We start from the raw sequence: 14,945 nt of genomic DNA, 5'->3' as shown, positions 1-14,945 counted from the left end.
CCTGTCATTCCGAGGAGCCTAGCGACATCAGGAATCTATTTCCAACAAGTATGTCGTTGAAGTTAACACTATCAGCATCAGCACACTCGGGAATTAGATCCTGAATCACGCTCCTTCGTCGCTGTTCAGGATGACGAAAGCCTGTTACTTGCTTTGCATCTCTTGCCACCACGCATCATCGGCGATGATTTGGCCTTCGTCATCGAGTGGCGGGTAAGCGAGTCCTTTTCGTTTCGCGACTTTTGCCAGCACTGGGTGACCACGTTCAAAGAGAATACGGTTGATTGCTTCTTTAGGTAGAGCGCTTTCTTCTCGGTCGTACATGCCTGCGGCTTCACGTTGACGTTGCGCTTCATACAAAATTACAGCACTGGCAACCGATACGTTTAGTGACTGCACCATGCCTACCATCGGGATAATTATGTCTTGATCGGCAAGTTGTTTGGCTTGCTCTGAAGCGCCAACTTTTTCGCTGCCTAAAATGATTGCCGTTGGTTTGGTGTAGTCGATTTCGCGAAAGTCTACGGCGGTGTCCGAAAGGTTGGTCACCAAAACCTGCATACCTTGCGCTTTAAGTTCGGTAATCGCAGTTTCAATCGAATCGTGAGTATCCACTTCAACCCAGTTACGCGCGCCTGCTGAGGTATGGCTCAGCGTACGCATTTTATCAGGCCAAATGGCATGAACTTTGTGTAAACCTGTCGCGTCAGCGGTGCGGATCACGGCAGAAACGTTGTTTGGCTTATGCACTTCTTCGAGACAAAGTGTCAGATCAGTTTGGCGAGTTTTTAGGACTTGGTGAATGCGGTTGTAACGTTCTAGGTTCATATTTATTGAGGTATAAAAAATCGCCACCTAACAGAGTAGGTGGCGATAGAGGTTAGTTCTTTCTGCGTCTGACTCGGGTTGCTTGAGGCATTGCCTTAATCTTACGCATGATGCCAGCAAGGTGGACGCGATCTTTCGTCGTCAACAACACAGTCACAGTGTACAAACGACCATCACGTTCTTCCGTTGAAAGACCATGAATGTTTGACCCTGTTTTCGAGATCACGTTGGTCAGTTCTGCAAGAGCACCTTGGTTGTTAAGCATGTCGACTTTAAGTTCAGCAATGAACTCTTTATCGTAGTCTTCAGACCAAGCGACAGCCATATAACGATCTGGCTCTTTCTGATAACCACGAACGTTCGGACATGTTTCTCGGTGAACCACTAAACCACGACCAGGCGATACGTGAGCAATAATGTGATCATCTGGGATAGGATGACAACAATTTGCAAACGTCAGCAATAAGCCTTCTGCGCCACGAATCGGAAGCTTCTTCTTCGAGTCCGTTGGGATTGAGCTTGTTGTCGTGAGCTCTTCGGTGTCACCAAGGAGACGACGTGCGATCACAATGCTCATCAACTCACCCAATCCAATAGCAGCCAATAAATCATCGATGCTTTCTAGGCGAAGATCATTCAAGACTTCTTGGATATTTTCTGGATAAATTGAATCAATCGAGTGACGGCCAAGTGCGTGATTAAGTAGGCGACGACCTAAAGTAATCGACTCTTCACGACGCATCGTTTTCAGTACTTGTCGAATCTTAGTGCGGGCACGAGAAGTCACGACATAGTTCAGCCATGCCGCATTCGGACGCGCACCAGGGGCACTGATAATTTCCACCGTCTGACCGTTTTTCAATGCCTTACTCAATGGGTAAGGGTTACGGTCAACACGAGCACCAACACAAGAGTTGCCTACATCGGTATGTACGGCATAGGCAAAGTCGACAGCCGTTGCACCTAAAGGTAATTCAACGATACGACCTTTTGGTGTGAAGACGTAAATCTCATCTGGGAAAAGATCGGATTTTACGTTTTCAATGAATTCGAATGAGTTACCCGCGCTTTGTTGTAGCTCTAACAGGCTTTGCATCCAACGCTGAGCTTTCACTTGCGCAGTGGTGCCAGACTTGTCGCCTTTGTCTTTATAAGACCAGTGCGCCGCAACACCTTTGTCCGCCATTTGATCCATATCTTCAGTACGGATCTGAACTTCAACAGGTACGCCGTGTGGGCCAACCATGGAAGTGTGTAGCGATTGGTAGCCGTTCGCCTTTGGTACCGCGATGTAATCTTTCATGCGACCAGGACGTGGCTTATACAAGCTGTGTACTTGGCCTAAAACGCGATAACAAGTATCAGCGGTATCAACAACGACTCGGAACGCATAGATATCCATGATGGTGTGAAAGCGCTGTTCTTTGGTTTTCATCTTGTTGTAGATAGAGAACAGGTTTTTCTCACGACCAACGACGCGAGCATTCAAGCCGAAATCTTGCAGACGGCCTTCTATTTCGCTGTGAATACGTTGGATCATCTCTTTACGATTGCCGCGTGCCGCTTTTACCACTTCTTTTAGTACGCGGTAGCGGTTGGGATATAGCGCTTCAAAGCCCAGCTCTTCGAGTTCGGTTTTGATATTGTGAATACCAAGACGATGAGCGAGTGGCGCGTAAATCTCTAACGTTTCACGAGCAATACGACGCTTTTTATCTGGTCGAAGCGCGCCAAGCGTACGCATGTTGTGCGTGCGGTCAGCCAGTTTGATCAGAATGACGCGGATATCTTGCACCATGGCCAGAACCATCTTACGAAAGTTCTCGGCCTGAGCCTCTTTCCTATCGCGGAATTTGAGTTTGTCCAGTTTAGATACACCATCAACCAATTCTGCGACAGTGTTGCCGAATTTCTCTTCGAGATCTTCTTTAGTTACATCACAGTCTTCAATGACGTCATGCAGCAAAGCAGCTTGGAGGGTTTCGATATCAAGGCGCATTTCGGCCAAGATACGAGCCACAGCGACAGGGTGGATGATGTATGGTTCACCGCTAGAGCGGGTTTGCCCTTCATGGGCATCTCTCGCTACCACATAAGATTGACGCAGAGCCTCAATCTGAGGCTCTGTTAGGTATTCTTGGGCAACGTCTTTGAGGCTATCGAATAGATACAAATTATAGGCCCGGGAGGTTGTTGAATTCTAAAGTCAGAATTAACGGTTGTGAGCGATGCTGCTTACTGCCGCTAGCTCTGCCGCTTCTTGCTCTTGCTGTTCTTGACGTTCACGAGCGTCTAGAACTTCTTTAGTAATTAAACCTTCTTCGATTTCGCGTAGAGCGATAACCGTTGGCTTATCGTTCTCTTCTGGCACTAGTGCATCTTTACCGCCAGTTTGCATTTGACGAGCGCGGCGAGCCGCAATCAGTACTAGGTCGAAACGGTTGCCAACTTTTTCAACAGCGTCTTGAACAGTTACGCGTGCCATGAGGACTCCAAATAGTTAACTAAAATTTTAGAATGACGAGAAAGTATACAACCTAACTACTTTATTTACTAGCAATTAGACAAGCCACCGTTTGTGGACTTTCTCAGGTAGTTTATTGTGTTTTTCGCACTGAGCAAAAAACGAAAAATTCTTTATGTTTTACAGCGTGACTTTTTTGAAGTTACTCTGCTAACAACGCGTCAAGCATACCTTTATATTTAGCAGCTTGCTTTTCTTCCTTCAATCTCTCTGCACGCAAGATGGCTTTAAAGTCCATCAAAGCGGTATCAAAATCGTCGTTTACGATCACGTAGTCGTATTCGCTGTAATGAGAGATTTCTGACTTGGCTTCAGCCATACGTTTTGCGATCACTTCATCGCTATCTTGACCACGAGTGTTCAAGCGACGCTCTAGCTCACCGTTTGATGGTGGCAGGATGAAGATGCTTTTGGCTTCAGGCATTTGCTCACGGATTTGGCGTGCGCCTTGCCAGTCGATATCTAGAAAAACGTCGATACCTTTATTTAGCGTTTCTTCAATCCACACACGAGAGGTGCCGTAATAATTACCAAACACTTCAGCGTATTCTAGGAAATCACCTTTAGCGATCAGGGCTTCAAACTCATCTTTCGCTACAAAATGGTAGTGGACACCATTTTCTTCACCAGGTCGCATGTTACGCGTGGTATGAGACACAGACACTTTCATTGCGTAGGTTGGATTGCGTTCCAACATCGCTGAGATCAAGCTAGATTTACCTGCGCCGCTAGGTGCAGATACGATATAGAGAGTACCTTTGCCCATTGTACTGTTCCACTTTTGATTGGATTGATTGAGTGCCGAAGGAAAGTCCGACATTCTTTTAACGATAGCACTGGCAATGATAAATCAACCACCAAAGGGATGGATATTGGTGATAATCCCGCCAGAAAAATGGAGGCGAAGAGTATCATGATCTCTATTTTGTTACCAGTTGATCTTTTCGTCTTACTTAAATGTTGAAAAGAGCTCGCGTGCGCACAAACAAACGAAAAAAGGGGAAGCTTTCACTTCCCCAGGCGTGCGACTGACTCACACTTAATCTTCAAATTATCCTTGGGATTCTAGGAAATTTATCCAAGGGCTAACGGTAGACCTAAATTTTGGCGATTGAGCCGCGCCTTTCATTGCCTGTAAGGCCTTTTGTGGCTGCTTAAGCTCGAAATAGGCCATTCCGCGAATGTATTCAAGTTCTGCCTTTTGCTCTTTAGAGGCATTCGATGCTGCGTTTTCTACAAAGCGAGTCGCTTCAGAATACTGCTTGTCTTGTACCATTAAGCGAGCAATCTGAATTTGCGTTTTAGCAGAAGGAGCGATGTTATATGACTTTTTATAAGCGAGAATCGATTTATCTAGCTCTTTAGCTTGCTGCCAGAAGCTGGCCAAGCGATCATAGTTTTCCTTCGTCTTTTCAATGTTTCCAGATGCCATCTCCTTCTCAAGAGTTTTGGCCGCTTTATATGGAATACCTTGGTAAGCTAAGAAGTTTACAAAACGTAAGTACTCTTTCTCTCCTTCCAGTTTCCCCATTTTGTAAACCATTTCTAAGGTTGCTAAAGAGTTTTGCTCTTGACCCAACTCCATATAAACGCCAGAAAGTTGCATCCAGTAACGCTTTTTCTGAGGGTACTTTGAAGTAAGGGTTTTAAGCACACTGGCAACGCTTTTCAGCTGTCCTAACTCGTAGTGAGAGGCAACGAGAATTAAGTACCAAGACTCACTTGGGCTCTTGCTCATCGCAATTGCTTTTTGGGTTGGTGGGATTGCATTTCTGTAATCTTCCAACTGGACATAAGCGCTTGCTAACGTGATATAAGCATGAGCTTGAGGCTTCTCTTTGGTTGTTTCTGCAACTTTGAACCATTCCTTCATCGTTTTCACAGACAACGTGTACTTCTCTTCAGCTAGGTAAAGTTGAGCCAAGCTGTAGCGAACTTGTTGAGCGACTGGAACGGGAAGCGCATCGAGCTTTAATGCTTCGGCAAAGTATTTCGCGGCTTGCACATAATTGTCTTGTAGCGAATACAAAAAGCCCGTTTGCTGAAGTAAAACTGCTCGGTCGTATTTTTTCGAACTTGTGCTTTCTAAAGCGCTTGCTAGTTTTTCTTTCGCCGCTGAATATTTTTCAGTTGCGATCAACTCTTGCACTTTGTTGACGGTTCGAAATGTCCGATCTGATAACTGAGGAGCTTCTTTTGCCATCGTAGGAGCGGCAAATGCCACTCCTGCGAAGAGAATTAAAGAAGCCACTTTGCTTTTCCATAAACTTTTCATCGTGACTCCTTAATTGGTTGAGAACTCTATTTCTTGCGATAGGCGCGAGCTAACAGGTTTCCCGTCAACCAATTTTGGTTTAAATGTCCATTTAGAGACTGTTTTTCTTGCCGCTCGACCGAGGCCTAAGCGTCGTGGTTGCTCTTTAAGAACTTTGATGTCCTCTACGGCACCACGTGCATTTACAGTAAACTCTAGTAAGACAACCCCTTTTTCAATTCCTGCTTTCGCAGCCTTTCTAGGCATTTGAGGCTGGAATGTTGCAAGAGGGGTCGGACCTCCGCTACCCGCTAATTGTGCACCTCCACCCTGGCTATAATGTCCAAGCACCGAGCCACCTGTAACATTTACGGGTAGGTCAAGTTTTGGCATATCCATTGGGGTCTGCTCCATCACCGGTTTTACTGTCGCTGTCACTTTCATTTCTGGCGGCGGCGGACGCTTAGGTGGTGGTGGTTTTGGAAGTTCGCGTTTTTTCTCCTGTATTTTTTCTTCTGGTTTAATGCGAATAAACTCGACCATACGCAGGTCATCATTCGACACTAACTCGTGGCGCTCTTTGTTTACTAGCTTGTCCATCCCCCAGAACAACCCGAGGGAGACAATGAGCGCCAGTGCAATTGAGGCCAGATACCGCATAAGCTTAATCCTTATTGGTTGCGGCAATGGAGATGCTTTCTACACCTGCCATTTTGATCTGGTCCATAACCTTCACGACTACGCCAGCATTTGCTTCAGTGTCGGCTTGGATAACAACTGCGCCATCAGGACTTTCTGCTCGAAGACGTTCAATGTTCGCGCGAACCGCGTCCACTTCGATGCGGCGTTTATCAACCCAAACATCACCCGCCGCACCAACTGCGACCATGATGTTACCTTTCTTAACGGTTTGCGCTGAGCTTGCCGTCGGACGGTTTACTTCCAGACCTGCTTCTTTTACGAACGATGTTGTTACGATAAAGAAGATCAACATGATAAATACGATGTCGAGCATCGGTGTCATATCGATAGCGGTTTCATCACTGCTATCACTGCTATAGCGTCTTTTCATGACCTATACCTCTAATTCCATTTACTCAGGCAATATGCTTTAGCTTATCTTCCAGCTTTTGCGTTGTGACTTTGGCTAAATGATCAAGACGTGAACTAAAGAACAGTCCTGATAGAGAAGCCACCATCCCGGCTAAAGTTGGGATTGTTGCCTTTGAGATCCCCGAGGCCATTGCTCGAGGGCTTCCTGTTCCTGTTACCGCTAATATGTCGAATACTTGGATCATGCCGACAACGGTGCCGAGTAGACCCAGTAGGGGACAAAGTGCAATCAATACTTTCACGATTGGTAGTCCCTTTTTATTCTCAATATCCTGACGAGAAACGATTTCTTGTCGGATCATCTTAGCGTTCCAACTTTGATGCTCTGAGCGTCCTTGCCATGAGCCAACGGCTTTTTTCATGGCTTTTGGAGCGACGGCAGCAAAATAGAACCAACGTTCTAACAATACTGCCCACAGCATAAAGCTGAGGATGAAGATGGCGACGAGTACATCGCCACCCATTCCCAAGAAGCGCCTAATTGATTCAAGTTCTCCAACTAACCACCACATAACGCCTCCTTAGCTTTCGGCTTTATGCAGTTTTTCCTGATAGCGAGCGATGAAGCCTGCACTCTGTTCTTCAAGAGTTTGAACCAAACGACGACCTTTGCTGTGTACGATGGTGTAAAGGAACAGCAATGGAATTGCGACAACCAGACCTAGCATAGTGGTAACAAGAGCTTCAGAAATACCGCCAGCCATCAGTTTAGGATCGCCGGTACCGAACAGAGTAATGGCTTGGAATGTGCCGATCATACCCATTACCGTACCCAGTAGACCAAGTAGAGGAGCTACAGAAGCAAAAAGCTTGATTGAGCTGATGAAGCGCTCAATGCTTGGAGCATTACGTAGAATGATTTCGTCCAGCTTCGCTTCCAGATCTTCAAGGTTGTCACCTTTGTGCTCTTGGTAAGCTTGGATAACTTCACCCAATGGGTTGCCAGGAATCACGGTTTCTGATTTCGCTTGCTTACGCATTTTACCGCCAATCACTTGAAGGCGTAGGAAGCAAACAAGAGCAATGATAGCGCCAACTGCACCCATACCAAGGATGACGTAACCTACAATGCCACCTTGATCAATACGTTCTTGAACGGTAGGGCTTTGTACAAGTAGAGACAGAATTACACCACGGGATGGGTCAATAAACAGTGGCTCATAGCTGTTTGACGCTGACTCAAATCCTGCAACATGACGTGTAATATTGGTGCGAGGCTGTCGAGAGAGTTCTTCGAACTTACCTGTTTGAGGTACATAAGTAACGTACTTACCATCGGCAATCGCGTTAAATTCACCGACAAGAGTGACATCGCGAACCGCTTCTTTACCTTCGCCATAAACAACCGTTGCTTGGGTTGTTGCAGTTTCGCCAGAAGCAACCACTTGTTGGAGAATGGTATGCCAGAAAGCTTCTAGCTCTTGTGTTGACGGCAGTTCTTTACTTTCAGCCAGTTTCGTTAGTAGAGCGTCACGCTCTGGGAACTGAACAGCGTTTTGAGAGGCTGCAAATAAGCCCTTAAACTCTCCCGCATACTGGCGGACCACACCAAACATTTCGCCCAAAGTACCAGAGCGAACACGTAGGGTTTCTGTTAGTTCAGTTAGCTGCTTATCGTTTTCATCAAATGTTGCTTTAAGTTGATCGCCCAGTGCTTGCTGCGCAGCTAACTCTTCGCGAGCTTGTTGCAATAATGCCGCTTGCTTATCGCGATTGTTCTTGAACTCAGCTTCACGGGCTTTGTTCTCTTTCGACTCAACGATGCTTTCTGATTTTACGTTTTTAAGTAGTTCAGATAAGTTTTTAGGCGCATCTGCTTGTACGCCAGAAACCATAAATAAGCTCGCTAGTAGGCCAGCGGCTAGCGTTTTGAATCCTTTCATCTCTTATTCCTCCCCAGCAAATACAGGCAGTTTGATTAGCGCTGGTGGCGCTTGCTTCTTCGCGATACGAAGGCCTTGCTGTACCGCGATGCGGTAGCTTTCTGGTAATGTTTCCCATTGACGTGTTTGTTGGTTCCACATACCTGTCTCACCACCGTCTGGAGATTGGAATAGAAGTGCTGTGCGACCAATACGTAGGAAATCGTAAGTCACGGTTTCACCATTTCGGTCTAGGCTAGCTTTGTAAGATTCGATTGAGCGAGAGAAGCCTTCTTCAATTTGGTACGCTTCCATCACTTTACGGAATTTCTCTGAAGTTGTTACGTCGGCGCGATCCATGAGACGACGCAGTTCTTGAACTCGCTTATTACGCTCTTTTTTCTGGAAAGGCAGATCGAGAGTCACAAATTCGTCGAGTGCATCGATCATTTTTAATGTAAGTGGCACCACTTCTGTTGCCGTTTGATCGATTTGAGCAATTTGGTTATTTAATGAGTCCAACTCGCCTTGCTGCGATTGAACCATACGGTTAATTTGCTCGTTGTAGACTTTCATACTGTCGATTTGACGAAGTAAGCCTTTGTATTCTGCCAACATGCCTTCAGTGCTTTCGGCATAGTTGTCGATTTTTTGTTGCGAAGCTTCTGAAGATTGATTTGCTTTTGCTTGTGTGGAAACGACAGCACCAGAGTTGGCCGCTACAGAGCTACTACTGATAGTAAGCAATGCTGCAGCTATGGCACTGAGACCAAATTCCTTGAATTTCATGGTTGCATCCTTGTCAGTGTTTTAGTCAGTCGAAAAGGGCGCGGAAAACCCGCGCCAAATATTTTTTAGAAGTCGTATGATGCCTCGATGTAAAGCTGACGGCCGATTGGATCGTCATATCCAGTTGCATAGAATGGAGAGGTATCATTTAGAGGATCGGCAGGCGGTACCTTGTCAAACATGTTGATAGCACCAAGAGTTACACGACCACTCTCGTTGAATTGGTAAGAAGCCGTTAGGTTCCATGTTGTCATGCTCGCGATTTCTGCTTTGTAACCAGCTTTCTTAGCAGAGTCACAGTCATCAAAGTAGTAACGGTTCGCATAGCTTGAACACATACGGTCACGGTATTTACCAAATAGGTTGATAGCGACATCTTCGTATGCCCAGCCAAGGTTTAACGTTGCGGTGTATTCAGGCATGAAATCTCTTTCATCCGTTACTGGCTCACTGTCGTTTTCTTGATATTCAGCAATCAAGATCTTAGTTACAGCTACGCGCGTATTGAATGAACCGAACTCATTAGTGTCGTAAGCATATTTCACAGCAAGGTCAACACCAGAACGCTCTTCATATGACTGGTTGACTGGGCCGTAAGATACGGACTTGATTGTACCGTCTGTATTACGAACTACTTCTGTGCCTGGGTATTTACCTGGATCGTTAATTACGTCTTGGTAAGTTGGTGCTGTTACGACGTCTTCCATCTTGATGTGGTACCAGTCAACGGTTACGCCAAGGTCATCCACAGGTTCCCAAGCTAGACCCAAGTTAATGTTTGTACTTGTTTCTTCTTTCAGCTCAGAGTTAGGGCCGTTAAGCGTATCGAAGTATTGAGTATCACACTCTGGGTACTTATCTTTATCTTGTGGGCCGCTACCACCAGCGTTGGCACAAAGCACAGGGTCAAAACCAGAACCAAAGCCTCGAGTTTGATCGCCAAATAGTCGTTTCAAGTCAGGAGCTCGGAAACCTAGACCGTAGCTACCACGAAGCAATAGAGTGTCAGTAGGACGGTATGCTAGTGCTACTTTAGGAGTGAAGGCTCCGCCTGTTGCCGAGTCGTCGAAGTAGTGGTCATAACGACCAGCGACAGTCATTTCCAAATCTTCAATGATAGGAATTAGGGCTTCGACACCAAGACCAATCTGATCACGGTCACCGCCACCTGATGTTCCGCCTAGACCAGAGAAACCACCAGCTGCTGTTGTCGCATCAATCGTTTCATTGTAGTCAGTACGGTTCCATTCACCATAAACAGCAAAGCCAGACATACCAGCAGGCAGTTCAACCAAATCACCAGCCAGTGAGCCGTTAACAGAGTAAAGCTTTGAGTAGGCTTCTTTGCTTGATGTGCCGCTGTATTTGTTTACAACGTCTTGAGAGATAGGCCCTAGAAGATCGACATCGCCATTTTGTACGGCTTGATCAAGAGTTAGGAAGATTGCTGGGTTGCTTGTTTCAACGCTTTGCTCAGAGTAACCAGCTGATAGGTCCCAATCATACGTATCAGCAAGCAGGCCGTTCAAGCCTAAGGTTAAGCCAAAAGAATCGGCTTCAGTGTTACTTTCGCGTGGGCCAAATTCGACCATACGGCGAGTGTATTCACCTTCGCCGCGGAAGTGAGTGGCATCAACTTCTACGCTGTAAGGGTTAGGTTCGAATTCAGATTCTGTAGACTTGTAGCCAAAACGGGCTTCTGCCATGGCAGTGACATTGTAGTTAATGTCCATTTCACCACGTAAAAGCAGGTCTACTTGTTTATTTTCTGGTTTCAACGTTCGGTATGCAGAGCGGTTAACACCACACTTGCCATCCGCTCGTTCAATAGCGGCATCACCAACGACTTCTTTACATGAAGAACCAGCATCAGCTGGTGTTAGAAGTGTTCCGTTTGCGCCTTCAAAGTTTGCACCGTAGCTAGAGTAACCACTTAGCTGAGAACGGCTAGAACCGTCATCGCCAGCCCAATCATCTCGGTCAGATTGCTTAAGCATTTCGTTGCCCGCAAATTGGCCAACGAAGAGAATACGTTTATCGTCAAAATCTTTACCGGCAACAACGTCTAAACGGCCATTTTGGTAGCCACCATCTGTTGCGTCACCCGCACGTACTTTTACAGAAACGCCATCAAAGTCTTTCTTTAAAATGAAGTTTACGACACCGCCGATCGCGTCGGAGCCGTAGATAGCGGAACCTGAATCAGTCATTACTTCAACACGCTCGATAGCGGCAACAGGGATTTGACCAATGTCTTGGAAGTTAGATGTGCCATCTTGAGCCAGTGGGTATTGAGGAAGGCGACGACCATCGATAAGAATCAATGTGCGTGAAGCGCCAAGACCACGTAAGTTGACTGACTGTGCTGCAGGTGTGAATGAGAAAGAGTTCGTTTGAGCCATTACACCACCGGTGTTTTGAGTCAAACTGTTCAACACGTCTTGCGCGCTGTTAAAACCTTTAGATTCAATATCTTTACTATTAATAACAGTAACTGGTGAAGGACCTTCCATATCCGTCGTGGAGATACGCGAACCAGTAACTTTCATCTTTTGAAGTTTTTCAACTTGTTGCTCTTCTGCCAGTGCTGTTGCTGGGGCTACGACTGCTGCTGTCCCTAACGCAAGGCTTATCGCAACAGATAAAGCGGTTGTGTTTTTATACATCCTTGTTGCTCCGATTATTATTATTTCCTATGTCTGGCCGCATAGCGGCCAATTGTGACGTTAATATTTCGTTAACGTTCGGCCAATGTATAACCGAGATGAAAAAAGGAAGTCAAACCAGTGGTAAACGGGGATGCTTAAATGTAAAAAAGATGTAAATAACCAGGGTTGGTTTAAAACGCGGAATAAAAAACTAAATAGCCTTACCAAGGCGACATCAAATTTCAATAAAACACCGTATTTTGTGTTTCTTATAAACTTTAATGACTTATCTTGCCTATGGTTTTTTAGTGGGTAATTGAATCTGAAAAAAGATATTTTTCCAGTGAATTGTTCTGAGATGAGTTTTATATCGAATCCATACTTTGGTGACTCGAACTTATAGGGTGGTATCAAAATATGATACCCATTGCTGTAAAAGGGCTCACTCGTATTTTTAGGTCAAATATACATGTGGTGGATATGTCTATTTATTCCATGTATTTGCATTTTTATGTAGGGTTTTGGCTCTAAACAGCCTAGATTGATATTCTGTGTGAATTATTTTTGTGGTTTTTTATAATTTTTTACAAAAACATTTCTGTTTTTCGACTTCGGAGGAAGTTTGTCATGTTTTGGTTTCAAACACTTGAAGCTGATGTGGATTCAAGATAAATATGACGCTGAAATTATTGCAGTAGTAGAAAAGTCTGGTTCTTGAAACGCAGGGAGTGTGTTTCAACAGTTTTAGTTACTACGAGATAAATATGCACCACTTTGGGCGGGGAACTTCCTCTTTCACTCCGCCTGAACTGGACAGTAGACAAGGAGCAAGTTGTATATGCTGTCGTACTTTTTACGCCGTTTGGCGTTGGTGATACCAACGTTTCTCGGGATAACTATTCTTATCTTTGCTATCACTCGTTTCGTGCCGGGCGGACCTGTTGAACGCATGTTGTCACAAATGCAGTCTCAAGGGGATGGTGCCGCATCAATGACGTCTGCTGGTGGCAATACCGCCCTTTCTGATGATCAAATCGCTGAGCTAAATGCGTTTTACGGTCTGGATAAGCCAGTGACAGAAGCGTATGTGGAGTGGCTAAGTCGCTTGGTCGTGCTAGACCTTGGTGAGTCAACACGTTACTACGAGCCTGTCTCTGACATGATTGCAGAGCGTTTACCTGTGTCGTTATTTTATGGCGGCATGACCTTTTTTATCAGTTATTTTATCTCGATCCCTCTTGGTTATTACAAGGCGCTCAAGCACGGCTCTGTGTTTGATTCCGCTTCTTCAATACTCATCTTTGTGGGCTATGCCTTGCCTGGCTATGTGGTGGGTGTATTGCTCATCACGCTATTTAGTTATCACTTGGAATGGTTTCCGATGGGAGGCTTTGTCGGCGATGACTTCGACGATTACGAAACTTTCTTTGAACGCGCCAAGGACATCATGTGGCACGCGGTGTTGCCTTTAATCTGTTACCTCATTGGCGACTTTGCAACACTGACAATGACGATGAAAAACAACCTGATGGAAAACCTTTCTTCAGACTATATCCGTACAGCTATCGCGAAGGGCTTACCTTTCAAAAAGGCGGTTCGTAAGCACGCGTTGCGTAACAGCTTAATTCCAATCGCGAGTCACTTTGGTAACTCTTTGTTGTTCTTCATGACCGGTGCCTTCCTGATTGAAGTTATCTTCAATATTGATGGCATTGGTTTATTGGGTTACGAATCAATCATGGAGCGTGATTACCCTGTTGTTATGGGTATTGTCGCCATTAATGCGCTGTTGCTGCTCATTGGTAACATTATTTCAGATATTTGTGTTGCTTTAGTCGACCCACGTGTGAAGTTTGGAGCGTAACATGATTAAAGTTAGTCCATTAACTCAAAAGAAAATTCGCCACTTTAAAGAGATCAAACGAGGCTATTGGTCGTTTGTCATTCTCTCAATCATGTTGATCTTGTCGCTCTTTGCTGAACTTCTGATTAATAGTAAAGCGCTAGTCGTCAAGTACGATGGTAGCTACTATTTTCCTGTTGTCAGTGATGTTCGTTTAGGCAGTGAATTTGGCCAAGAGTCATCCAGCGAAGCGGATTATCGCGTACTGCAAAAAGCGTTTGAGGCCGAAGGGGGCGACAACTTTGTTATTTTGCCGCTTGTGCCATGGAACCCATATGAACAAGATTTTAGTGGTGATTTCCCGCCAACAGCGCCTAGTGCCGAAAACAAACATTATTTAGGTACAGATGTGATAGGTCGCGATATTTTGGCGCGACTTGTCTACGGCTTTAGAACGGCAATGGGATTTGCGTTGCTCACTATGGCAATTTCCTACGCGATTGGTACCGCAGTTGGTTGTGCTATGGGTTTTTGGGGCGGTAAATTTGACTTGTTTGTACAGCGACTTATCGAAATCTGGTCAATGGTGCCGTTTTTGTACGTCATTATGATTCTTGTCTCAATCGTTCAACCGACGTTCGCTCTCTTTGTCGCTATTAACGTGCTTTTCACTTGGATGGGGATGACATGGTACATGCGGACCATGACTTATAAAGAAGCTGCACGAGAATACGTAATGGCGGCACGTGCTTTAGGGGCATCGACGGGACGTATTTTGTTTAATCACATCCTACCGAATACGATGGTGATGATCGTGACATTGGCGCCGTTCACTATTGCAGCAAACATCACTGCGCTGACCGCTTTGGATTATCTAGGCTTAGGCTTGATGCCACCAACGCCAAGTTGGGGTGAGCTGCTACAACAAGGTAAGTCAAACTTAGACTCGCCATGGATTGTTGCCTCAGTGGTGACGTCAATTGTACTCGTGTTGGTAATGGTGACCTTTATTGGTGAAGCCATTCGAGCGGCTTTCGACCCGAAAAAATTCACACGCTATGTTTAAGCGAGCATTGTGAGCAAA

The 14,945-nt window shown here is 45.5% G+C and carries 13 protein-coding genes; 2 read left to right on the top strand and 11 right to left on the bottom strand.

What is annotated here, in order from left to right; translation table 11 throughout:
• Nucleotides 1–144: 144 nt before the first annotated feature.
• The 11 genes from trmH to D8S93_RS09595 all read right to left on the bottom strand — a co-directional run bounded on the left by trmH (nt 145) and on the right by D8S93_RS09595 (nt 12,036).
• The gene (trmH, locus tag D8S93_RS09645) at nt 145–828 is read right to left on the bottom strand and encodes a tRNA (guanosine(18)-2'-O)-methyltransferase TrmH (protein WP_152812951.1); all 684 of its coding nucleotides are present in this window, start codon (nt 826–828) and stop codon (nt 145–147) included.
• A 52-nt stretch (nt 829–880) separates the two neighbouring features.
• Nucleotides 881–3,001: a bifunctional GTP diphosphokinase/guanosine-3',5'-bis pyrophosphate 3'-pyrophosphohydrolase gene (gene spoT / locus D8S93_RS09640; protein ID WP_005379340.1), complete on the bottom strand. Its 2,121-nt coding sequence runs from the start codon at nt 2,999–3,001 to the stop codon at nt 881–883.
• Nucleotides 3,002–3,040: 39 nt separating this feature from the next.
• Nucleotides 3,041–3,313, bottom strand: a complete 273-nt coding sequence (gene rpoZ, locus D8S93_RS09635) for a DNA-directed RNA polymerase subunit omega (protein WP_005379346.1) — start codon at nt 3,311–3,313, stop codon at nt 3,041–3,043.
• Between the two features lie 181 nt (nt 3,314–3,494).
• Nucleotides 3,495–4,118 carry a guanylate kinase gene (gene gmk / locus D8S93_RS09630; RefSeq protein ID WP_005394946.1) on the bottom strand — a complete coding sequence of 208 codons (624 nt, stop codon included), beginning with the start codon at nt 4,116–4,118 and terminating at the stop codon, nt 3,495–3,497.
• Between the two features lie 285 nt (nt 4,119–4,403).
• Nucleotides 4,404–5,627 carry a tetratricopeptide repeat protein gene (locus D8S93_RS09625; protein WP_152812949.1) on the bottom strand — a complete coding sequence of 408 codons (1,224 nt, stop codon included), beginning with the start codon at nt 5,625–5,627 and terminating at the stop codon, nt 4,404–4,406.
• A 9-nt stretch (nt 5,628–5,636) separates the two neighbouring features.
• Nucleotides 5,637–6,266 (bottom strand): energy transducer TonB, encoded by a 630-nt coding sequence (locus D8S93_RS09620; protein ID WP_152812947.1) that lies wholly within the window; start codon nt 6,264–6,266, stop codon nt 5,637–5,639.
• Nucleotides 6,267–6,270: 4 nt separating this feature from the next.
• Nucleotides 6,271–6,678, bottom strand: a complete 408-nt coding sequence (locus tag D8S93_RS09615) for an ExbD/TolR family protein (RefSeq protein WP_005379359.1) — start codon at nt 6,676–6,678, stop codon at nt 6,271–6,273.
• A gap of 25 nt (nt 6,679–6,703) precedes the next feature.
• Nucleotides 6,704–7,231: a MotA/TolQ/ExbB proton channel family protein gene (locus D8S93_RS09610; protein ID WP_005379363.1), complete on the bottom strand. Its 528-nt coding sequence runs from the start codon at nt 7,229–7,231 to the stop codon at nt 6,704–6,706.
• 9 nt (nt 7,232–7,240) lie between these two features.
• On the bottom strand, nt 7,241–8,602 hold the full coding sequence (locus tag D8S93_RS09605; RefSeq protein WP_152812945.1) for a MotA/TolQ/ExbB proton channel family protein: 1,362 nt from the start codon (nt 8,600–8,602) through the stop codon (nt 7,241–7,243).
• A gap of 3 nt (nt 8,603–8,605) precedes the next feature.
• Entirely contained in the window at nt 8,606–9,370 is a 765-nt protein-coding gene (locus tag D8S93_RS09600) for a DUF3450 domain-containing protein (protein WP_104971145.1), read from the bottom strand.
• 65 nt (nt 9,371–9,435) lie between these two features.
• Nucleotides 9,436–12,036: a TonB-dependent receptor plug domain-containing protein gene (locus D8S93_RS09595; RefSeq protein WP_152812943.1), complete on the bottom strand. Its 2,601-nt coding sequence runs from the start codon at nt 12,034–12,036 to the stop codon at nt 9,436–9,438.
• 820 nt (nt 12,037–12,856) lie between these two features.
• Between D8S93_RS09595 and D8S93_RS09585 the strand changes: the two genes are divergently transcribed.
• Together D8S93_RS09585 and D8S93_RS09580 are read left to right on the top strand one after the other, a co-directional pair.
• A complete protein-coding gene (locus tag D8S93_RS09585) occupies nt 12,857–13,882 on the top strand; it encodes an ABC transporter permease subunit (protein WP_005394935.1) in 1,026 nt (341 codons plus the stop codon).
• A 1-nt stretch (nt 13,883) separates the two neighbouring features.
• The gene (locus D8S93_RS09580; protein ID WP_006741815.1) at nt 13,884–14,927 is read left to right on the top strand and encodes an ABC transporter permease; all 1,044 of its coding nucleotides are present in this window, start codon (nt 13,884–13,886) and stop codon (nt 14,925–14,927) included.
• The last annotated feature ends 18 nt before the right edge of the window (nt 14,928–14,945 follow it).

The sequence above is a fragment of the Vibrio sp. VGrn 2 genome (genome assembly GCF_009361695.1).
GTDB lineage: Bacteria > Pseudomonadota > Gammaproteobacteria > Enterobacterales > Vibrionaceae > Vibrio > Vibrio diabolicus.
Note: the sequence above shows the minus strand (reverse complement) of the source record. Positions and strands in the feature narration are given on the sequence as shown.

Excerpts from the sequence above, each read along its gene's own strand:
- trmH (WP_152812951.1), bottom strand. The coding sequence starts at position 828 with ATGAACCTAGAACGTTACAACCGCATTCACCAAGTCCTAAAAACTCGC.
- rpoZ (WP_005379346.1), bottom strand. The coding sequence starts at position 3,313 with ATGGCACGCGTAACTGTTCAAGACGCTGTTGAAAAAGTTGGCAACCGT.
- gmk (WP_005394946.1), bottom strand. The coding sequence starts at position 4,118 with ATGGGCAAAGGTACTCTCTATATCGTATCTGCACCTAGCGGCGCAGGT.
- D8S93_RS09625 (WP_152812949.1), bottom strand. The coding sequence starts at position 5,627 with ATGAAAAGTTTATGGAAAAGCAAAGTGGCTTCTTTAATTCTCTTCGCA.
- D8S93_RS09620 (WP_152812947.1), bottom strand. The coding sequence starts at position 6,266 with ATGCGGTATCTGGCCTCAATTGCACTGGCGCTCATTGTCTCCCTCGGG.
- D8S93_RS09615 (WP_005379359.1), bottom strand. The coding sequence starts at position 6,678 with ATGAAAAGACGCTATAGCAGTGATAGCAGTGATGAAACCGCTATCGAT.
- D8S93_RS09610 (WP_005379363.1), bottom strand. The coding sequence starts at position 7,231 with ATGTGGTGGTTAGTTGGAGAACTTGAATCAATTAGGCGCTTCTTGGGA.
- D8S93_RS09605 (WP_152812945.1), bottom strand. The coding sequence starts at position 8,602 with ATGAAAGGATTCAAAACGCTAGCCGCTGGCCTACTAGCGAGCTTATTT.
- D8S93_RS09600 (WP_104971145.1), bottom strand. The coding sequence starts at position 9,370 with ATGAAATTCAAGGAATTTGGTCTCAGTGCCATAGCTGCAGCATTGCTT.
- D8S93_RS09595 (WP_152812943.1), bottom strand. The coding sequence starts at position 12,036 with ATGTATAAAAACACAACCGCTTTATCTGTTGCGATAAGCCTTGCGTTA.
- D8S93_RS09585 (WP_005394935.1), top strand. The coding sequence starts at position 12,857 with ATGCTGTCGTACTTTTTACGCCGTTTGGCGTTGGTGATACCAACGTTT.
- D8S93_RS09580 (WP_006741815.1), top strand. The coding sequence starts at position 13,884 with ATGATTAAAGTTAGTCCATTAACTCAAAAGAAAATTCGCCACTTTAAA.